Source organism: Neobacillus sp. WH10, assembly GCF_030123405.1.
Classification (GTDB): domain Bacteria; phylum Bacillota; class Bacilli; order Bacillales; family Cytobacillaceae; genus Neobacillus.
This window is the reverse complement of the sequence record NZ_CP126110.1, coordinates 1,008,024-1,028,901: the sequence shown is the minus strand read 5'-3', so window position 1 is coordinate 1,028,901 and position 20,878 is coordinate 1,008,024. Positions and strand designations below refer to the sequence as shown.

Genomic DNA, 20,878 nt, shown 5'->3' with positions numbered 1-20,878 from the left:
GAACAAAGATAATATTCTACTATAAAAGAGAAGAAAAAGAATTTATAGTTATGAATTTGAAAAACTATAGGGGTATAAGAAAATGAACAATAAACTTCATGAACTCACTAAACCGAAAAAACCGCTATTCGTCATTGTGTATGACCAATTGTATACATTAATCATGGATGGAACATTTCCTCCCGACAGCCAGCTTCCAACAGAACCCGAATTGGCCAAAATATTTAGTGTGAGCAGAATGACATTGAGACATGCTTTGGCACTTTTACAGGAAGATGGATTGGTTAAGAATATCCACGGAAAAGGAAATTTCATTACAAAATTTCATCATAATGAAAGTAGCGATGGTTTAGAAAAGTTGGGGAATCCCTTATATAAATGCTATACCGAAAAAATAGATGATATCGAACTTAATTTCCGAATTGACCTCGTAACTGACTATGCAATGCAAGTATTAGATCGACAAATGTCTGCAGTTGTTATGTTGGAACGATGGTATAAAAATCGCAATAAGGTAGTAGCTTATGCTTTTACCATGATGCCAATAGAAGCCGTTTCATCATTAAATCTAGACTTAAATAACGAGAAGCAAGTATTGGAAATGTTGGAGGAGAAAGTATATGAACTGGCTAATTCCTCAACGATTGAAATTAAACGTTCTAGCTCCGTCAATACTCCATCATTAAAATACCAAATTTTCTATGGAGAGGAATGTGATTTGATTTTAGAAAGTCTATATATCAGCGATAAATACCCTGTGGTTTATAACAAATACTATATACCAACAGAATTTAGTCAAATCAAAATTAAAACATCTAAATAATTGAATAGGCAAGAGCATTATTTATCAAAAATTTCCATCAATAGAAAACCTACTGCCCGTTAATGCGGGATAAACCTCCAAATTTACCTTGGAAGCGGTGTATTTCATACGAAATACACCGCTTTTTTTGTTACAAAATCGACAAATTCTCAAAAAAAAATGGGTTGTTAGCAAAGGAAAGGTATGATATCCTTTTCATTGTTCTGATGCATACAAGTATTTAGACAACTATACAATATTGTATAGTTCAAAAGATTATCACGAATAACCATGAAAGTACAAATAAAAAGTAAGGATATTTTTGGTTATTGATGCAAACGCTTCCTTGTAAACATCATAAGAAGGAAAAAAACAAAAATGGGTTAAATTGAGCACAAGGAACCCCCGCATATTAAACCAAATGTATAGAGATTACTAAAACCGTCCTTTTACAAAAGGATAAATGGGTAGTTGTGGCTAGACATCATGATTCAGGAAGACGATTTCCTGACTAACAAAAGGAGAGGAATATAGCTATGTCTACAATAATTGCAGATGCAAGCATGAAGAAAGCTCAGGAATATAGTGTTAAGAAAGCAGTACCTATTACATTATTGTTATTTCTATTATGTTTGATAATTGACAATTCGTTTAAGATTATTTCGGTTGATATGGCAAAGGATTTTCACATTTCAGCGACAACAGTTAGCTGGCAAGCAACCCTAGCTGGCCTTGTGATTGGAATTGGGGCAGTGGTTTACGCAGCTTTGGCGGATTCCATTAGTATCAGAAAACTTTTTAGCGTAGGTATTATTTTAATATGTGTCGGTTCAGTCATGGGGTATATTTTTCAACACTCGTTTTTACTAGTTGTTATCTCACGAATTATCCAAACTGCAGGTTTAGCATCAGCTGAAACATTATATGTTATCTTTGTAACAAAACATTTACCTGCAAATGAACAAAAGAAATTTTTAGGATTAAGTACAAGTAGTTTTGCTCTTTCACAGCTTATTGGTGCATTAACTGGAGGTTATGTTTCTACGTACTTCCATTGGACAACTCTATTTTTACTTTCTTTAGTAACACTTTTCACCCTTCCATTTATTTTAAAATATCTTCCTAAGGAAAATAGGAAAAACAGTAATGTAGATGTATTAGGATTATTTCTAGTTGGAATCATTTCAGCATCCCTGCTGCTATATATTACCGATTTCAATTGGATGTACCTTCTCTTGTTTATCGTCGCAATTACCTTGTTCCTTACTTATATTAGCAAGAGCTCAAAAGCTTTTATCGGAATATCATTCTTTAAAAATAAACAGTTTATCTCATTGCTTGGAGTTGCTTTTGTAATTTATTCTGTACAGTTAGCATATATTTTCTTATTTCCATTCTTGCTTGAAAAGATTTATGGTTTGAAGCTAGATACCATTTCACTATTATTGATTCCGGGTTATATAGCCGCTACTACAGTTGGGGCTCTTTCTGGAAAATTTGCGAAGGTTCTAGGAAGCAAGCAATGTATTACGATCGCTATGTCTAGTATTATTTTCAGCTTATTATTAGGCGGTTTCTTTGTACAAACTTCTGTTGTTGTATTCGTGATATCGATGATCTTATTCTCTAGTTCATTCGCGTTCATGTATGCACCATTACTTGATTCTTGCATTTGTACGATTGAAAAAGAAAAAACAGGAACAGCAATCGGATTTTATAATTTAACGCTTAATGTTGCTATGTCAATCGGAATTGCCTATACAGCAGCAATGATGGACCATTCCGCAATGCGTCAAAGCTTCCTAGGGATTATAAGCAATTCGGATGCTTCCATGTATAGTAATATCCTTTTCATTCTCGTACTCATTACCCTTTTCAGTTTATCTATGTACTGGGTATTAGTAGGACGAAAAGCGACAAAATAAAGTGAAACTTCCATCAGTAGGGTTTCCTCATCCCCCACTGATGGTTAGTTGAACCAATCAGGATTTTACGGACAGTTATCCCCCACCTATCATTTTCGCTTTTCTCTTAATCTTGAGGTGGGGATATTACTGTCCGTTAATGCGGGATAGATTACGCTTTTCCATTGGGACAAGTTGTCCATTAATTAACTATACAATAACAAAAAGTGCTGCTCTTTCATGTCATATAGACAAAAGAGCAGCACTTTTCTTTACCTTAGATCATTGACTATTTCCTTCTTCTAAGTCCGCCGATGTAAGTAGTCATTTATCAACCTTATTTAAAAAATACAAAATTCATTTCGATTACATTATCTAATGTAATTAAATAAGGATGGAAAAGTTTTGTTATTTAATATTTTTTGTGCATCTGCATTCAAAACAGTTTTAGCCTTTTCACTGCTACAATTAATTAATGCTTTATTATTAAGTCGGTCTAAAAAGTCCTGTATATGCTTATCTGCATGATCAGGCCGTCCAATATCCAGCTGATGCTGAGCCTGATTAAGAGCATTTGTAAGCTGCGGTATTATCGGTCCGGTGAGTTCGCCAGAATTAATAAAGCGGCTTACCAACTGCTTCATCGAGCTAATACTTGTTGTAACATTAAAGCTAAGCGAAGTTTCTAGCTTGTTGCCAGCTACATCCTCAAGTGTAACTAGAGCTGTAAAACTTCCTAGTTTCCCTGCCATGTCAATCTCTATGCTCTGCTGTGTTTTAGTATCAATAATATAGACCTCGCCATCTATATTGATTTTTGCTGAAGCAATTCCAGATAAATCATCTGATACTTTAAAGGTAAGTGCTAAATAGTCATCAAAGGATGCTCCATCATTTAGGTTATTACCATTTACCATTAGATTAAAATGCGGCATTGTTTTATCCATTTTTATAATCTGCTGATCCCCGTCTGCGCTGAGGCAGCCTGCGAGGCTTTTTTGACAATCAGTCTCACGTCCGATCCCTCGTTTTTCATCAGAATCAGATTGGTCGCTTTCGGTGTGTTGATGATGTTGTACGTCAGCTCTCCCGCCGTGTTGCCGACATCAACAAAGCTGAAAATATCCTGATCAAGCAACTTCTCCAAGCCTTCTACTCAACCAGTTTCTTTTACTTTTTCGTACCAAGGACTTCGATTTCCGACAAACCAACATTCGGCCCGCTTCCGCCGGATACCTGGAATTTAACCCATGTCACCGTCTTTCTCGGGAAGGTTACGGTAAAAGCACTTCCGTTATTCGGTATTCCTGAAACTTCCAGCGAGCTTCCGTCACTGAACGTAAGCGTTCCTCCGGGCGCCCAGTCCGCCAGATTGGGCCGATCATAGAAGGTAATTTCGTTGATCGTTTGGCTATCCGTCCAATTCAGCTGAATCCATGGATTCTGTTCGCCCTTGGATGCCCATTCTCCGGTACCGTCTGCCACTTTACTTGCAGCATAATTGCTGTTGAATTCGCTGGATGCCGTAATGGTTGCGCTAGGAGCCAGGTTCAGCCACTTCTTTATCAAATAATCAGCACCGGTCTTGAGAATATGATACGCCTTTTCGGAAATTAGCTCTTCTTCCTTCTGGTCTTCTAGTAACAATTTAAATTCTTCCATATGTTTGACAGCTTTTTGGAGTTCTCCTTCCTTTTCAAAACGATCCACTACCGCCAAATGTGCCTGTAAGGCACTGGCAGCACCATGGTTTGCGAATTCTCCCTCTTCCTCGAAACGCTCAACAAGTTTTTCCATTTCAGCTGAGTTCATTGTGTTAAAGATAGGATCTGCAAAATACTTGATTCCCTTATAATCCATACTTGTAGTATGAGTATTTAGTCTTGTCTTAAAATCGTTCCAGTCTCTCATACTCTTAGGTGTCCATCCAACCTCTGCATTAGCTATTAATCTTGGATATATCATATAATCCATATTATCCTGAGTAACAATCGTTTCTGACCATAATGTACTTTCTATTCCATAAATAGAATTTGCGGGAGCAAAATCTGTTGGATCCCAAGTGTAAGCTTTTTCTGTATTTACATATCCTCTCCAAGATAAGCCAAGAGGAGAATTAGCGTAGTATTTCTGATCTATATAAGCATTTGCTGGAGATAATATCATCTTCATTCCTTTTGCTATTGCAGAAGTTCCGGTTGTAGGATTACAATGCCAGTTTTGAAGAATGGAATCACTCGATGTTATACCTGTGGAAGTATCATATGGGTCCCATCCAACAACTTTCTTACCATATTTATTTACAATACTTGCGGCTCTTCCAATAAAATAATCGTAATCTGCTGCAGATGTTGAATGAGATTCATCCCCTCCGATATGAATATACGGTGAAGGTGAAATAGCAGCAAGTTCTCTTATTACATCATCAACAAAATCATAAGTAGCCTCAGATCGAGCCATGAGTGAACTATAACCTACTGCTATATCATACCTAGGTTTTGCTCTTACGCCAGTAGGATTTAATTCTGGAATAGATGCTAAAGCTGCATTAGTATGTCCAGGCATATCAATTTCAGGAATAACTTCGACATATCTAGCACTTGCATAGCTTACGATATCCTTAAACTGATCCTGTGTATAATACCCACCCGGATCACGATTAACTGCTGATATGCTTCCATATGTTATTAGGTCTGGTCTGGATTTAATTTCAATTCGCCATCCCTGGTCATCGGACAAGTGTAAATGAAGCTTATTAATCTTATACTGTGATGCTAGATCAATTTGACGCTTAATTTGTTCTACTGTGAAAAAGTGTCTTGCTACATCGATCATTAGCCCTCGATAACTATATGAAGGCTTGTCGTTAATAGTTGAGCACGGTATAACCCATCGTACACCAGTAACAACTGTACTCTTTAGTATTTCTGCTGGAAAGAGCTGTATTAATGTTTGCATACCTCTGAAAATACCTTCTGGTTTATACGCAGTAAGTGTAACTTTATTAGTATCAGTTACTAACTTATATCCTTCATTACCTTGATCAGAAGTTCCTCCTATTGTAGTAAAATATATACTTCCTGCTTTAGGCGTATTTGATTTTATAACGCTGATATTAAACCCAGTGGAAATATTTAGCTTAGCTACAAGTGATTGGGCAATGTCATAAATTTCATCTGTTTCATCTTGAGTATTTCCAGCTACGTAAATCGAAGTGTTTGATGTTAAGGTAAAATGTCCTGTGCCAGCAGTATAACTTACAGGTTTAGGTAATAATGAAGGAATATTAGGAGCAGCCTGAGCTTTATTAGGTAAAATTATCACAAAATTAAGTAGTAGAATAAATACTAATGTCATAGGAACCATTTTATTTCTAATTAATTTTTTCAACCTACATTCTCCTTTTTATTTATAATCTGGGGCTTGAAGTTTGACTACTGATTAAGATGTTGTTGCTTTTTTTCCCTTCAGCCAAATTTGGTCCATTAATAGCCCGGTCGAGGAAGGAAGAGATGATACCAACGCTTAATTGCTGAGGGATATTATTCAGCTCGCTCATTTTGTTATTTTATACCGCTTTTTACTCCTTTGCTGCCTCCGCATTATTTTATTGTTTTGCCAGCAGCATGTTAATCGCTGCTTCACCCGCTTCTCCATAAAGCTCCATCCCGATGCATAATCCAACAAATATCTACCCGTATTTTTTCAGCACCAAAGGCCTCCTTCCGTTTTAAGGTGTTCTTTTAACTATTGAAAAAGCCGAAGCTTGTTCAAACTTGTATAGCGGTTTTTGGTCTGGCCTTTTCCCAAAAAACAGCAAAAAAGCAGAGTAACACTAAAAAAGGGATGAACCCTTTCAAATGTGCCGCTCTGCCTGATCAAATCAGTAACATGCCGGAATATATAGATATGTAACCGCTTTTATCCTTATTTACAGAACATTATAACTATAACTGAAATGGGAAAATAGTGTAATAATACCTATTTATGAGATAGGTATATTATCACGTTAGAACAACGGGATGCAGATCCCCGCTAAATTATAAGCTGAATAAGTATTTCTCTAATTCGTTTTAGCGTCATTTGAGACTTTCTAATGTATCGCCCGGTCTTTATCCTCTTTTTTCCATCATATCAAACCTTCAGTAGTTCTATGTCCATATGATTGTTTTCCTAAAAATGGTATAGACAACCGCTCATATTATTATTGACATTCATTATCATTTGTTTTAAAGTAACAAAAGTAAGATTGAATAATAAAAACCATTTGTTTGTGGACTTTTCTAGAGATATCTCTATTTTCGCCACACAGCTTTCCTATGAGCTGTGTGGCTTTTTTGCGTTGAAAAGGGGCTGCCCCTCGTAAACGTATCCGTTTTTCCATAGTTAAAACTCTTGGTTTATTATTGAATGAAAGGAGTAGGAGAAATGAAAACTTGGCAATATGCACTAATTGTATTTTTAGGAGGATGCTGTTACGGAGCCTTATCTACTTTTGTAAAGCTTGCTTATTCTGCGGGTTTTACCATGGCAGAGGTGACAGGGAGTCAATACTTAATGGGAACTCTATTAATCTGGATCGTCGCTCTGTTTTCGAAAAAGAAAAAACTGACACTTCCACAAATAGGAAAACTACTTGTATCGGGAATTCCACTTGGTTTAACAGGCCTATTTTATTACCAATCGCTGCAATCACTTAACGCTTCGCTTGCGGTCATCTTTTTATTTCAATTTGTTTGGATAGGTACCTTTTTTGAGTGGATATTTTATAAAAAGACACCAACAATTGGGAAGGTTGTTTCCATTGGTATTCTGGTTGTTGGTTCGATTCTTGCAGCAGGCGTTATTGCAGATGGTGGCGGGGAAATCACATGGCAAGGAACCGTTTGGGGACTGCTTTCCGCTTTGACCTATACTACTTTTGTCTTTCTTAGCAGTACTGTTGAAAAAGATATACCCGCTGTGCAGAAAAGTGCTATTTTTACCACTGGAGGGCTGATTACGGTTTTAATCCTGTTTCCCCCAACTACGTTATTCCATTTACCAGTTTTAATGGGAGTTGCACCATATGGTCTGTACCTTGGCTTATTAGGTGTAGCCTTGCCACCGCTCTTATTTACAATTGGTATGCCACAAATTGGACCAGGGCTTGGAACCATCTTGACGTCATCTGAACTCCCTGTTGCTGTAATATTATCATCGCTAGTCTTATCAGAACACGTTAGCACGTCCCAATGGCTCGGGGTGGTTTTAATATTAGGCGGAATTGTTGTGGGAAATGTGAAGATATCTAAAACCAAAATGAAGTCTGTAGCTTATGAAAGGGAATCTCTTTCTTAAGCTTGGTGGTGGATGGACGGGCAAACATATGAAGGACTAATCTTTCTGGATTTCCTTCAGATTTGGCCTTCATCCCACTTATGAAGGACTAACCTTTTCGGCTTTCCTTCAGATTTGGCCTTCATCCTACTTTTGAAGGACTAATCTTTCTGGATTTCCTTCAGATTAGTCCTTCATCCACCTTATGAAGGACTTATCTTTCTGGATTTCCTTCAGATAAGTCCTTCATCCACCTTATGAAGGACTTATCTTTCTGGATTTCCTTCAGATTTGGCCTTCATCCACCTTATGAAGGACTTATCTTTTCGGCTTTCCTTCAGATTTGGCCTTCATCCACCTTATGAAGGACTAATCTTTTCGGTTTTCCTTCAGATTTGGCCTTCATCCACCTTATGAAGGACTAATCTTTTCGGCTTTCCTTCAGATTTGGCCTTCATCCCACTTATGAAGGACTAATCTTTCTAACTTTCCTTCAGATTTGGCCTTCATCCACCTTATGAAGGACTTATCTTTTCGGCTTTCCTTCAGATTTGGCCTTCATCCACCTTATGAAGGACTAATCTTTCTAACTTTCCATCAGATTTGGCCTTCATCCAACTTATGAAGGGCTAATCTTTCTAACTTTCCATCAAAAATGGCCTTCATAATCCCTATGAAGGCCACTCTTCTATTCAACACTTTTTCCAAACTTCCGCATACTTCTTTTTATATTGTGCATCAATCTATTATCATCCATATTTGTTAAATCAAATCGTATATACTCTTACAAAGCCTTGCTTTTTCTTGTCGAAACGCTGATTAGACCCTTTCCCTTCCAATAAGCTGCTCCCATCGCAGCCAACAGCATGGTACCTGTTACGACAAATACAATTTGAACTGGAAAAATTCCGCCAATGAATCCGCCAATCATTGGGCCAATCATACCTCCTATTTGGTTAGCAGTTTGATTCAAACCAAAAGCTCTTCCACGGAAATCCTCTGCTGTTGACTTTACAACAAGACCATTTAATGCCGGGTAAACCGCACAGAAGAAGGCGCCAAACACAAAACGAATGATCGAAAACCCGATAATTTCACTAAAGAGAATTTGTGCCAGCGTACCGAGTCCACCACCGAGTAATCCGATAACAAGAACCCTATGAAATCCTACTTTATCAGCCCATTTCCCCCAGACAGGTGCAAATAACGCGCTAGCAATCCCCGGAAGTGAAAACACAATACCGGCTAACAATGAAGCCTTATCTGCTGAGCCGCCCAATTTTACAATATACAAGGGAAGAACTGGTTCAATCGTCATAATCGACCCTGCAGTAACAACCGTTAAGAGAAGTACAAGCATAAAGGGGCGATTGCTCCAAGCCTCCTTCATATCATTTTTAACAGAGCTCCGCTTTTTACTTGGGGTAAAGTTCTCCTCCGTCACCCAAAGAACGACCAGGATGGTCGAGATCAAAACGAAAATTCCGGCACTGCCAAAAGCCCAGCGATTTCCTACTAAATGGGCAATCCCCCCACCCAATAGCGGTCCCAAAATCCCGCCTGAAGCAGATGCTGTCGAGATCATCGACAGGGCATAGCCGACTTTATTACCTGGTGTATTTGTCCCGATCAAGGCAATTGCCCCAGGTATAAATCCGGTTAATAGTCCCTGCATAATTCGGAGGACTAATAACTGATAGGGATTTGTCACAAATGCAGTTAAAGTATAGATGATAAATAAACAAAACCCCGCCCTGATGATCATCGGCTTTCGCCCGTATTTATCCGCTACACTGCCCCAGAACGGAGAAGCGATGGCTCCTGCAAAAAAGGCGGCGCTAAATAACACTCCCGACCAAATCTCAACATTCTCGTTGACACCAATTTGCGGAAGAAAGATAGGCAAAAAAGGGATTACCATTGAAAAGCTCGCTGAAGTAAAAAAGACTCCAATCCACAGCACCCATAAATTACGTTTCCAGCCTTGCATGTTAATCGCTCTCCCACATAAATCCTATATATAAAAATTCCCCTTAACTTTACCACAAAAGTGAAGAAAAAGAACCTTTAGTGACCCGAAATAACCTCTATAGTGTAAGAATATAAATCGGATTGGTTTTCTATTAAAGAATCTAGTTTACATTCCGCCATCATTACCACATTTTGCTGTTGTTATAATGGTGGCAATGAAACGCTCTTTCATTTACCTTGAGAGTGCTCTTTTCTTTTTAAAGTCACTAACCGAATCTAGGCACCTGATATTTTTACATTATCTATATAATCAACCAAATTTCTAATTAAAAAATTGGACATTTATTAACAAACGGTCAAAAATAAAAATATAAGAAATCTGTTCGAATTAAGCATGAATTGACAGGATTTCAATACGGATAACTAGTAGGATAGAATCAAGGAGTGAGCGATATGGGATGGGTAGAGTCTTTGCAGAGAGCAATCGACTATATGGAAGAGCATTTATTAGAGACGATTTCAATCGAAAGGATTGCGAAAGAGGCGAATGTCTCGGTATTTCACTTTCAACGTACTTTTGCGATATTAACAGATATAAATGTGGGCGAGTATATCCGCCGCAGACGTTTAACTCTTGCAGCACAAGAACTATCGAATACAAGCAGCAAAATCATTGATATCGCCCTGAAATATGGCTATGACACTCCCGAGGCTTTTACCAAAGCATTTCGTAGGCAGCACGGGATTACACCGAGTCAAGCAAGAAATTATCGTGGAAAGCTGAAATCGTATAACCGCCTGATGATTCAGGTGAGTCTGAAAGGAGCAGATCCCATGAATTACAAAATTGTTGATAGAGAAGGGTTCCAAGTAGTTGGCGTCAAGAGAGAGTTCTCTTGTGTAAATGGCGAAAATCTAATAGAGATTCCAAAAATGTGGAATGATGTTCATGAAGATGGTACCAATGACCAATTAATAGAGTTGAATAATGGACAAATAAAAGGTGTTGTTGGCGTATGTGTGGATAAAAGCAGTAATAAATCAGGGCCTCTCATTGATTATTGGATAGCTGCAGAGTATAGCGGGGAGACACCTGATGGTTTCATGCAACTAGACATTCCTGCATCAAAGTGGGTTGTTTTCGAAGTTCACGGAGCTATGCCAGATGCGATCCAGAAGGCTTGGAAACAAATCTATTCAGAATGGTTTCCATCTAATCAATATAAGCCTGCCGGTACTCCCGAATTAGAAGTCTATTCCGCTGGAGATCCATGGAGTCCTGATTACTACTCCGAAATTTGGATCCCGATAAAGTAAGTTGAAGATAAATGCAAATTTTTCTTCAACTAACCAAAGCGATGCTTTATCCAAGCATCGCTTTTTTCTGATGAACAGCACCGTACCCGATTGCTAGTTATGACGGAATCCATTGTAGTAATGGATTAAATTGTGTAATAGATGATTTAATGGAGTAAACTTGTACCCTAATGAATTCGCACCACTAGTATCAACTGACCATGAACCCGGTAAATTGTATGGTGATGGATCACCTACTGATTGTAAATTTGCTCTTTTCTTAATAAGATCCTCGATTAACTCTACTAATTCTCTTAAACTAATATCGCTGCTTGGACCGGGATTAATCGCTCCATGATAATCAGAATTGGCTATACTTAATAAAAACTTTGCTGCCTCGTCTGAATCGATAAAACTATATCGTAATTCGGGATTGTCAATGAACATCGCTTTCCCGTTATTCACATGATCAACATGGAATTTAAAACGGTTGGTAAAATCATCTTCCCCGACAATAATTGGAAAGCGAACAGCGACAACGGGTACGGTTGACTTTTGAAAAAGAATTGCTTCTGCAGCACGCTTTGCTTCCTGGTATCCTACATAGCCGATGTACTCGCTCCTATTTTTTATCGTTGGCTGATATTCGAGTGCATTAAAATTTTCCTCTCGATGATTAGTACCAAAATCATATACAGCCTGACTGGAGGTAAATACATATTTCTGGATTTTTCCTTCTAATGCCTTTAGGGTTTCAAGGACTTCCTGTGAAGAATAGCAGGTTTGATCAAAGACCACATCCTATTGCTTATCTTGAAATGCTTGCTGTTGAGATTCTGCATTTTCTCGACTTATTTTCACTCTTGAAACCTGATCACCGAAGGAATCAGAAGTCTTTCCCCTCGTCGCAATCGTTACTTCAACGCCTTCAGCCAACAGTAATTGGACTAACCTTTTTCCAACAAACTGTGTTCCCCCAAGTATTAATGCAGATTCCATCCTACTTTTCCCCTTCATTAACTTTTATTTTTGTGTCTGTTCAATATTCAGCGCTTTGGCTTTAGCAGGCCACGATTCTTTTATTTCACCATCTACCCAGACAACGATCTCCTGTCCTGTTGCATAATTATGGATATTTCCACTTTCAGGTAAACTGACCCAAATAAGCCCTTTGTTTTTTTCTTCCATTAAAATTCGATTTCCCGCTTGATCGATCTCAGTAATAATCCCCTTTAAATCAATCTCCCCTTTTATTGCCTCTTCCTTACCACTACACCCCGCTAATAAAATACATACGAATAGCAGCAAAAATAATTGTTTTTTCATAAGAGACTTCCCCCTAGGCACAGGAAATAATCAGGTTCGAGAACCTTTCACTTTCACGACTTTTTGAATCACTGGATACAGAGCATACCCAATCCAGACCCCTAGCAAATTTAAGATAAAATCATCGATATCCATACTGCCGCGTTTAGTAAGGTGCTGAATAGTTTCAATTAGAAAAATGACACCGGCGGGTATTAAAAATAACTGACGTCTCGATGGGCTTTTATATAACATAAAGGTCACCACACCATACGGAACGAAAAGCAATACATTCGCTGTTAAATTATAAAAAGCGATAAGAAAATCCCCATTTCCTGAAAGGAAGCCAACGATGGTTTTAAATGGTACAAAGTTAACTTGACTGTAATCTTGGTTTGCAGGACGGAAAAACAGTAAAACCAATAATCCTAAACTATATATACTGATGACACTTTTAATAATATTTTTAGAGATATGTATCGTTTCTTTACGTACATAGTAGACCAAGAAAAACACTACTATTGTCAGACACATCCAAACAACGACCAGAACAACAGGATGAAGATACGATAAAAGCCGTAGCCATACCGGCAATAAAACAACAAACAGAAGCTGGGATAAACCTATTGACAACCAGGGAGAGTTGTTTTTCATATTAAAAAATTTAACACTCTCTTTAGCTCTTCCATCTCTGCCAATGCACCCGCTGCAAGATAATAGTTCATTTTTTCCTCTAAAATCTCCTTTTCCTCTTCCACAGTTAGTTTTGCTTTGTTCTTCGTAACACTTTTTAAAGAATTAACCGAAACTGACTTAATTTCAGTGAGTTCTTCAATCCTTTTAATAATATATTCATTCAAATTAATCTCCATTAATCCCCACTCCCACAAAACTTTTCTCGGTAACAAAAAAGGCGAATAGTGACGGCACTGTCCGCCACCCTAAACTTCCTTGCTTTAGGAATTCGGATAGGTTGCCTGCAAAAATTGGACAGATTGCTTAATAAGCTCTTGTAATACAGAAATATCAATGTCTGCTACCTTATTGATATACACACACCCTTTACCAGTTGTATGTTTTCCAAATTCCTTAAGCAGTTCCTCACGTTTTGAATCACCTGGAGCAAAATACAAACTAATTTTAGCCTTTCGAGGTGAAAAACCGACTAAAGGGGCATCTCCTTCATGACCTGATTCATATTTATAATGATAAGAGCCAAATCCAATAATACTTGGCCCCCACATCTTTGCTTCATATCCTGTTGTATCCGTAAAAATATCTACTAGTTTATAGGCATCCTCACGTTTTTTCTGGTTATCGACACTCTCAATAAACTCCACGACACTGTTATTCGTTTCTTTTGTTTTTTGCTGATAGCTCATTCGAATCTCTCCTATTCTTTTAAAAAATGAACTCCATGTTTGCTTAGAGATGATGGCTTAATTATATCCTTTAGTTAATAAAATATTCATCAATTTGAATGATCAGGTAAATCCAACTGCAGTTAGAAACTATTTTATTAACAATACTCTTTCAATCTTGTTTTTCCTGCATAATAAGCTTGAATTTCATATTAAATAATAGTTTTGAAGCTAAGAAAATATAGAGAGGTACAAATGAAGAAGGATTCCAATAATAGCTCTAATTTTAAAATAAAGAAAAGATTAGATAAATGGCTGCCCCCCACATCACTAGGGCTGATAGTTTATTCAGGACCAACATGAATCTTCCGGATCGATCCAGTTTTCCACTTATTCGTCCTATTAGGGCAAGACCTAAAAACCATAACCACGAAACCAAAATACATGAAGCTGCAAATATAACTTTTTCTTCTCCTTGGTATCTTAACGAACTTGTTCCAATTACACCTACAGTGTCCATTATCGCATGAGGATTCAATAAGGAAACAGATGCCGCAAACAACACTTGTTTCTTTAAAGAAAATTTCTTCGGTACGTCTTCTTTGTCCTTATTTGGTTTACTATTCCATGAGGTCCATCCCATATAGATTAAAAAGATGCACCCTCCCACGATCAGAATCATTTTAATCCAAAATGAACCAAGAATGATAAATGAAACCCCTAAAACTGCCACCAATATCAAAAGGGTATCACACAAAGAAGCTGTAATCACAACAGGTAACACTTTAATAAAACGTGGGTGTATTGCGCCTTGATTAAAAACAAAAACATTTTGAACTCCAAGAGGAAGAATGAGTCCAAGTGCAAGAATACATCCATGAATAAATGAGGCCCACATCGACAGTTCTCCCTTTCATTGCAATCTATGAAACTAACCTTATTTTAATTTGGAGCGTTAGGAATGTCTCCAACCATTTGGATGGATTTCAAACCAACCAAATAATATAATAGAGAATAAAAAGGAGAATCATTTAATGTTTTCAAGCGATTGGATGCCAAATAAGTCTTCATCTGTCCCATTACATAAACAAATTACTGATTTTTTGAAAGAAAAAATAGTGAATGGTGAGTGGACAATTGGATATAAACTCCCACCTCAACGGACATTAGCAAAAGCTTTTGAAGTAAATCGAAGTACGATTGTCACTGCTTTTGATGAATTAACTGCGGAAGGACTTATTGAAGGAAAAAGCGGCAGTGGAACAAGAGTGGTGAACAATACATGGAACATTTTAGCCACAACTCCGCCCCCGGATTGGAGCTCTTACGTAGATTCTAGCATTCACAAGCCAAACTTGCCAACCATTCAAGAAATTAATCATGCTGAATTTATCCCTAACATCATCCGTTTAGGAACCGGAGAATTATCGCCACAGCTTATGCCCAGTGAAACAATGAAACAAATTTTCAAAAAATTGTCTACGAGAGAAATCTCTTATGGCTATGAAGAACCAAAGGGATTGTTACCACTCAGAGAGCAAATAGCAAACTATTTAAAAACAAGCGGAATACAAGTTTCACCCTCATCCATTTTAATTGTTTCAGGTGCCTTGCAAGCCCTTCAGCTTATTAGTGTTGGTTTATTACATCAAGGTTCTATTGTATTAAAAGAAAAGCAATCGTATCTTCATTCCTTACATGTCTTCCAGTCAGCAGGCATGCGATTAGTTGGCATCCCGTTAGATAACGAGGGAATTAAAGCAAATCTTATTCCTCAAGTTAAAAAACAACATCGAGCATCGTTACTCTATACCATTCCATCTTTTCACAATCCTACTGGAACGTTAATGACTGTTGAAAGACGGACTCAATTGTTAACCATCTGTCAGCAAGAACAGCTCCCTTTAATTGAGGATGATGTTTACCGCGAATTATGGTTCGATGAAAAGCCACCAAAACCGCTTAAGGCTTTTGACAAAAATGGACTTGTCCTCTATATGGGAAGTCTATCGAAAACGTTAAGCCCGGGGCTTCGAATTGGTTGGATCGTTGGGCCGGAACCAGTGGTGGAGCACCTTGCAGATATAAAAATGCAAACCGATTATGGTTCCAGTTCTCTGTCACAGTGGACCGCAGTTGAATGGTTTTCCAGCGGCCTTTATGAGCAGCATCTTAACGAAATCAGAAAACAGCTTAAAATAAGAAGAGATTTTACATTGGATCTATTGAATAAGTATTTTTCTGATCTTGCTACATGGGAAAAGCCAAGAGGTGGATTTTATATATGGTTACGTTTGTTACCATCCATCTCAATAAGAAAACTTTTTGAAAGCGCCATTGCAGAAGGCTTATTGCTAAATCCCGGTAACATCTATGATCATCAGGCAGACCAATATTTACGGATTTCCTACTCCTATGCCTCCCTTTCAGATTTAGAAGATGGTCTACGAAGATTATCCATCATCATAAAGAGTGAAAACCTAAAGAAATAAAAAAGGTCAGACTCCCACCACCGTAATGGGAGTCTGACACCAGTTTCCTATCAGCCAAGAAAAAGAACGCTAAGTGTTTGTATCACTAAACACAAAACAAAAAATAATAATGAAACTGGAACAGCTTTTTTTCATAACGTCCTGTGCTTTGGCTTTATTCATGCTATATGAATCCAACTGCTGCATTTCCTCTCCTCATTGCTACCGTTGCCATGATTCCCTAAAAAAATGTGAACTTCCTAAGCAAGCTCCAAAGCAATTTCCATCATATTCGTAAATGCGGTTTGTCTTTCTTCCGTTGTTGTTTTTTCTTGTCTAAAAATATGGTCACTTACGGTTAATATAGTCAATGCATTCACTCCAGCGTGGGCAGCATTCATATAAAGTCCGGCCGTTTCCATTTCAGCACATAAAATGCCCATCTTACTCCATCTCTCCAATGCTGTTTGATCGGCATTATAAAAGAAATCACTCGAAAGAACATTTCCTACGTGAACAGGAAGGCCTTTCTCATCGGCCACTTTCTTAGCTTTCTCTAATAGTGAAAAGGAAGCAATAGTTGAATACTGCCCTGGAAGATTGTATTGCTGTACATAGTTGGAATCAGTTGATGCCCCCATGGCAAAAACGATATCATACAAGTTCAATTGATCTTGAATGGCTCCACATGATCCAATCCGAATTAAATTTTTCACACCAAATACATGAATGAGTTCCCATGAATAGAGACTCATGCTCGGTGTACCCATCCCCGTTCCCATAACGGAAATTCTTTTACCTTTGTATGTACCCGTATAACCATACATATTACGAACATCATTAAACTGGACCACATCTTCCAAATAAGTATCTGCGATAAATTTTGCCCGTAATGGATCCCCTGGTAAAAGAATCGTTTCAGCAATTTCTACACCATTTGGTTTGATATGAGGTGTTTCTTTTAATTCATTTGTACTCATGATTGTTCTCTCCTTTTGATTAAATGAATTTTAAAAGATAAAATCTTGTTTTCGCTAAATATTTACTACTTATTTTTTGCTGCTTACTACATATTTTCAAACACTTACTACCTATTTTACGACCTTTACAACATTCACTTGAAAAAATCGGTAATCAATAGCAATGCTAGATGCATCCTAGATATTTCTTCATCATTATACCCTAAACTTTCAAATAGAAAAGTATAGGTTTCACAACTTAACGAAACAAAGCACCTTTCGTGGGAACCAAGGGGCCTTGTGATAGTTAAACCGTAACTTGTTTCTTCTTCATGCCCCCATTTGGTCATATACCTAAACAATATGATAGTGATGATCGAGAGGAGCACAACTAAAATTGGCCGAAGTACTAGGAGGCTAAAAAAGCTATTAGTTCGAAAACAAAAAAATAGTTCTTTAAATATTAACCAATAAGTAATACCTAATTCATATTTTATTAATATTCGGGAGTTATAGTAATTGTAGCGGGGATAGCAAGCGTGGCTATCATGGTATTTGGCGTAGGCGGAGCCAGTACTTGTATTGAAGTATTTGATTTTTGCCTGGTTTGATATCGCGATATGTATATGCATTAAAGTGCAAATGGTTTTTCAAGTTAGCTTGAAAAACTCGTCAACTTCTTAGCCCTCAATATGTGGACGATTAAAGGAATATGAACCTTGCCAACGATAGTAGCAAGGTTCTAAAGAAAAAACGAAGCCCCTTTGATTATATGAATCGGAGGGGTTTCTACAAACTCTAGAATTAAGCATGGGATCTCTTATTTTTCATCAAATGCAGGAGATTCATTTATTTCTTATGATTCTAGCTACCATTTTTACTGTTTCCTATAAATAGTAACTCATGATGATCAGCTCACCTTTTTTCCCCATTCTTCGTTGACCCTCATCAATATATCCACATTTCTTATATAAGCGTTGTGCCGCTTCATTTTGAAGGTTAACAGCTAGAACAATTTCATTCGTTTCTCTAAAATGCTCTCTCACAAAATCAGGCAATGTTGTTAGTGAAGAGTACGCGTATCCTTTACCTTGATGTCGAGAATCTGTTGAAAAGGCCCTAAGCAAAATGGCATGTTGATTATCTGAATATGGCTTTACTCCTTCATTTTTATGGAGAACGAAAAAGGTTACCAGCCTATCTTCCTCCATAGCTAAGATTGGATGTCGATCCGAATCTTCACATGATAGTTTTATACTATCAACTGGTGTGCCAGTAAAACGAAGCTGTTCTTCAGTTAATAAATATTGTTCTATCGTATTTCTGAATCCTTCATTGTAAAAATAGAGTTGCATGTTAACATCCCTCATTTCCATCTGAAACATTTGTTCTCATTTTAACAAATTCCAAGTGATATTATCAAAATATTTCTAACTCTTTTTTTATTATGAGGGCAAAGTGCTTATTCCCACACAAATAAATGTGGTTAATCTAAATCCTTTTTGGTAAAATCATCTAAAAGTGAGGGTGGATTTCTATGATTACATATCCGCAATTAAAAAAGGGAGCGACGATAGGTGTAACAGCACCTTCATCAGGGGTATCTGCTGAATTACATGATCTGGTTACCCTTGCATGCAACCAGTTAGAAATGAGAGGTTTTCGAATTACCTGCAGCGAAACTGTTTGGACGCAGAACAAGGCAAAATCCGCACCTGCGATAAAGCGGGCAGCAGAATTTAATACGCTAATGGCTGACAGTAAAATCGACATCATCATTCCCCCATGGGGCGGTGAGTTATTAATCGAGATACTTGAACATATTGACTATGAAAATATTAGAAACAAGTGGATATTAGGCTACTCCGATATTAGCGGCTTGCTCTTAGCCATTACATTGAAAACAGGAATCTCCACAGCTCACGGGACTAACTTAATTGATTTACGCGGAGAATTTTCAGACGAAACAACAGCCATGTGGCAGACGGTATTATCGACGAAGTTAGGGGAATCGATCCTTCAACGATCCTCTGAACACTATCAGAAAGCGTGGCAGCATGATAACCCTTCACCTTGTGTTTTTCATTTAACTGAAACAACCTTATGGAAAACGGTATCAAATCGTAATGTGAAGATACAAGGTCGTTTACTCGGCGGATGTATTGACATTATCAGGCATCTAATTGGCACACCGTTTGGTGATGTTCAAAACTTTAGAAAACAGCATATTAATGGAGAACCTGTAATTTGGTATTTGGAGAACTGTGAGCTGACCACCCCGGATTTGCGAAGGTCATTGGTGCAAATGAAGCTAGCTGGCTGGTTTGTCCATTGCTCAGGTCTTATGTTTGGTCGAAGTCCAGCGAATACACCAGTAGACAACTATACGGTTGAGGATGTTTATCAAGACCTTGCTGATGAACTCAACATTCCAATTATTTATGATATTGATTGCGGTCACGTTCCACCGCAAATTACCTTTATTAATGGTGCATATGCAGAGGTTGAGGCAGCAGAAGAAAAAGGAACAGTATTGCAATTTTTCCGGCCATAATTGTGAGTTTACATGGTGCCTTTTTCCATTACGATAATTTTAAAGATTCTTCTCGCAGAAAAAACTGTCCTCATGAACACTCTATGAAGACAGTTTTTGTTTTTCAATCTTGTTTCTGTCAAACACCTCATGAGGACAGTTTTACTCCCTAAATTCTCCTATTCACGGACTTTTCCTCATCCAGTCTAAAATTTTTCATTATTTTGGGATTTATGTCATATTCTAAAGACAAACAATCATTAGGAGGACATTGATGTTTTTATCCTATCCAATTTTAGCTGCGCTTTTAGGAATGTTTATTGCCCAGTTTGTAAAAATCCCCATTCATTATATAACGTCAGGAGAAATAAAATGGAATCTGATGTTTAGTACGGGCGGCATGCCTAGTTCTCATACAGCAACTATTATTTCTTTGACTACAGCCATTGGGTTAACATCAGGACTCCAATCAAATGAGTTTTCCATTTGTGTGGTCTTTTCGCTAATTGTTATGCATGATGCCACTGGAGTCCGAAGACATGCAGGCTACCATGCCGAAGTGTTAAATACATTGTTAGCTGATTGGAATCGCCTTATCGAAACCTTAAAAAATCCAAATTTAAAAAAGACAGAGTCCAGGAAAAAACTAAAAGAACTCCTAGGACATCAACCAGCAGAAGTTTTTTTCGGAATAATAACAGGAATCATTGTTGGTGTTCTTACTTACCTGGTCTATCCGTTCTAATGCAAATTCTAACTTTAAGAAAATTCAATTTGCAAAATACTTTAAAGAAATTGTATCGGTAGAAGAACAAGGATTCACCCGAAAACCTCATAGTTCATCATCTGAACCCTACTACCAACTCCCCATATTGATTTGGTAGTAGGTGACCGCGACTTAGAAATAATTCCAGCAAGAGTATTAAAGATTGAAACCGTTGCCTTTTAAAATCTATA

Annotated in this window: 20 protein-coding genes; 7 read left to right on the top strand and 13 right to left on the bottom strand. The window is 37.6% G+C overall.

Translation table 11 applies throughout. The annotated features are described in order from the left end of the window. Positions 1 to 82: 82 nt before the first annotated feature. Positions 83 to 823: a GntR family transcriptional regulator gene (locus QNH20_RS04695; protein WP_283921755.1), complete on the top strand. Its 741-nt coding sequence runs from the start codon at positions 83 to 85 to the stop codon at positions 821 to 823. A gap of 515 nt (positions 824 to 1,338) precedes the next feature. After that, complete coding sequence (locus tag QNH20_RS04690; RefSeq protein WP_283921754.1) at positions 1,339 to 2,727, top strand: MFS transporter; 1,389 nt, start codon at positions 1,339 to 1,341, stop codon at positions 2,725 to 2,727. 350 nt (positions 2,728 to 3,077) lie between these two features. Here the strand turns inward: QNH20_RS04690 and QNH20_RS04685 are convergent, their stop codons facing one another. From QNH20_RS04685 to QNH20_RS04675, 3 genes are read right to left on the bottom strand one after another with little or no spacing between them, the layout of a single operon-like run. Beyond that, positions 3,078 to 3,653, bottom strand: coding sequence for an FIMAH domain-containing protein (locus tag QNH20_RS04685; RefSeq protein WP_283921753.1), 576 nt, complete (start codon positions 3,651 to 3,653; stop codon positions 3,078 to 3,080). A gap of 2 nt (positions 3,654 to 3,655) precedes the next feature. Next, a complete protein-coding gene (locus QNH20_RS04680; protein ID WP_283921752.1) occupies positions 3,656 to 3,844 on the bottom strand; it encodes a hypothetical protein in 189 nt (62 codons plus the stop codon). A gap of 32 nt (positions 3,845 to 3,876) precedes the next feature. Next, the gene (locus tag QNH20_RS04675) at positions 3,877 to 6,096 is read right to left on the bottom strand and encodes a glycoside hydrolase family 20 protein (protein WP_283921751.1); all 2,220 of its coding nucleotides are present in this window, start codon (positions 6,094 to 6,096) and stop codon (positions 3,877 to 3,879) included. Positions 6,097 to 7,134: 1,038 nt separating this feature from the next. On the opposite strand from QNH20_RS04675, the gene QNH20_RS04670 reads away from it, so the two are divergent. Continuing rightward, positions 7,135 to 8,046, top strand: a complete 912-nt coding sequence (locus QNH20_RS04670) for an EamA family transporter (RefSeq protein WP_283921750.1) — start codon at positions 7,135 to 7,137, stop codon at positions 8,044 to 8,046. A 763-nt stretch (positions 8,047 to 8,809) separates the two neighbouring features. Here QNH20_RS04670 and QNH20_RS04665 read toward each other — a convergent pair. After that, positions 8,810 to 10,015 (bottom strand): MFS transporter, encoded by a 1,206-nt coding sequence (locus tag QNH20_RS04665; RefSeq protein WP_283921749.1) that lies wholly within the window; start codon positions 10,013 to 10,015, stop codon positions 8,810 to 8,812. A gap of 434 nt (positions 10,016 to 10,449) precedes the next feature. Here QNH20_RS04665 and QNH20_RS04660 point away from each other — a divergent pair, with 434 nt between their 5' ends. Further along, positions 10,450 to 11,313 carry an AraC family transcriptional regulator gene (locus QNH20_RS04660; protein WP_283921748.1) on the top strand — a complete coding sequence of 288 codons (864 nt, stop codon included), beginning with the start codon at positions 10,450 to 10,452 and terminating at the stop codon, positions 11,311 to 11,313. A 93-nt stretch (positions 11,314 to 11,406) separates the two neighbouring features. On the opposite strand, the gene QNH20_RS04655 is transcribed toward QNH20_RS04660, so the two are convergent. The 7 genes from QNH20_RS04655 to QNH20_RS04625 form a co-directional block, all read right to left on the bottom strand. Continuing rightward, a complete protein-coding gene (locus QNH20_RS04655) occupies positions 11,407 to 12,090 on the bottom strand; it encodes an SDR family oxidoreductase (protein WP_283921747.1) in 684 nt (227 codons plus the stop codon). Between the two features lie 3 nt (positions 12,091 to 12,093). After that, on the bottom strand, positions 12,094 to 12,291 hold the full coding sequence (locus QNH20_RS04650; protein WP_283921746.1) for an NAD-dependent epimerase/dehydratase family protein: 198 nt from the start codon (positions 12,289 to 12,291) through the stop codon (positions 12,094 to 12,096). A 24-nt stretch (positions 12,292 to 12,315) separates the two neighbouring features. Continuing rightward, entirely contained in the window at positions 12,316 to 12,618 is a 303-nt protein-coding gene (locus QNH20_RS04645) for a DUF3221 domain-containing protein (protein WP_283921745.1), read from the bottom strand. A gap of 30 nt (positions 12,619 to 12,648) precedes the next feature. Further along, the gene (locus QNH20_RS04640) at positions 12,649 to 13,251 is read right to left on the bottom strand and encodes a VanZ family protein (RefSeq protein WP_283921744.1); all 603 of its coding nucleotides are present in this window, start codon (positions 13,249 to 13,251) and stop codon (positions 12,649 to 12,651) included. Continuing rightward, a complete protein-coding gene (locus QNH20_RS04635; RefSeq protein ID WP_283921743.1) occupies positions 13,248 to 13,469 on the bottom strand; it encodes a hypothetical protein in 222 nt (73 codons plus the stop codon). Before QNH20_RS04635 ends, QNH20_RS04640 begins: the two co-directional genes overlap by 4 nt. An 84-nt stretch (positions 13,470 to 13,553) precedes the next feature. Next, positions 13,554 to 13,979 carry a DUF1801 domain-containing protein gene (locus QNH20_RS04630; RefSeq protein WP_283921742.1) on the bottom strand — a complete coding sequence of 142 codons (426 nt, stop codon included), beginning with the start codon at positions 13,977 to 13,979 and terminating at the stop codon, positions 13,554 to 13,556. Positions 13,980 to 14,244: 265 nt separating this feature from the next. Then, positions 14,245 to 14,856, bottom strand: a complete 612-nt coding sequence (locus QNH20_RS04625) for a LysE/ArgO family amino acid transporter (RefSeq protein ID WP_283921741.1) — start codon at positions 14,854 to 14,856, stop codon at positions 14,245 to 14,247. Positions 14,857 to 14,992: 136 nt separating this feature from the next. Between QNH20_RS04625 and pdxR the strand changes: the two genes are divergently transcribed. Further along, positions 14,993 to 16,450: a MocR-like pyridoxine biosynthesis transcription factor PdxR gene (gene pdxR / locus QNH20_RS04620; protein ID WP_283921740.1), complete on the top strand. Its 1,458-nt coding sequence runs from the start codon at positions 14,993 to 14,995 to the stop codon at positions 16,448 to 16,450. Positions 16,451 to 16,689: 239 nt separating this feature from the next. Here the strand turns inward: pdxR and deoD are convergent, their stop codons facing one another. Continuing rightward, entirely contained in the window at positions 16,690 to 17,409 is a 720-nt protein-coding gene (gene deoD, locus QNH20_RS04615) for a purine-nucleoside phosphorylase (protein WP_283921739.1), read from the bottom strand. Between the two features lie 866 nt (positions 17,410 to 18,275). Then, positions 18,276 to 18,743 carry a GNAT family N-acetyltransferase gene (locus tag QNH20_RS04610; RefSeq protein ID WP_283921738.1) on the bottom strand — a complete coding sequence of 156 codons (468 nt, stop codon included), beginning with the start codon at positions 18,741 to 18,743 and terminating at the stop codon, positions 18,276 to 18,278. Positions 18,744 to 18,925: 182 nt separating this feature from the next. Between QNH20_RS04610 and QNH20_RS04605 the strand changes: the two genes are divergently transcribed. Then, on the top strand, positions 18,926 to 19,942 hold the full coding sequence (locus tag QNH20_RS04605; RefSeq protein ID WP_283921737.1) for a S66 family peptidase: 1,017 nt from the start codon (positions 18,926 to 18,928) through the stop codon (positions 19,940 to 19,942). A 253-nt stretch (positions 19,943 to 20,195) separates the two neighbouring features. After that, the gene (locus QNH20_RS04600; RefSeq protein ID WP_283921736.1) at positions 20,196 to 20,666 is read left to right on the top strand and encodes a divergent PAP2 family protein; all 471 of its coding nucleotides are present in this window, start codon (positions 20,196 to 20,198) and stop codon (positions 20,664 to 20,666) included. The last annotated feature ends 212 nt before the right edge of the window (positions 20,667 to 20,878 follow it).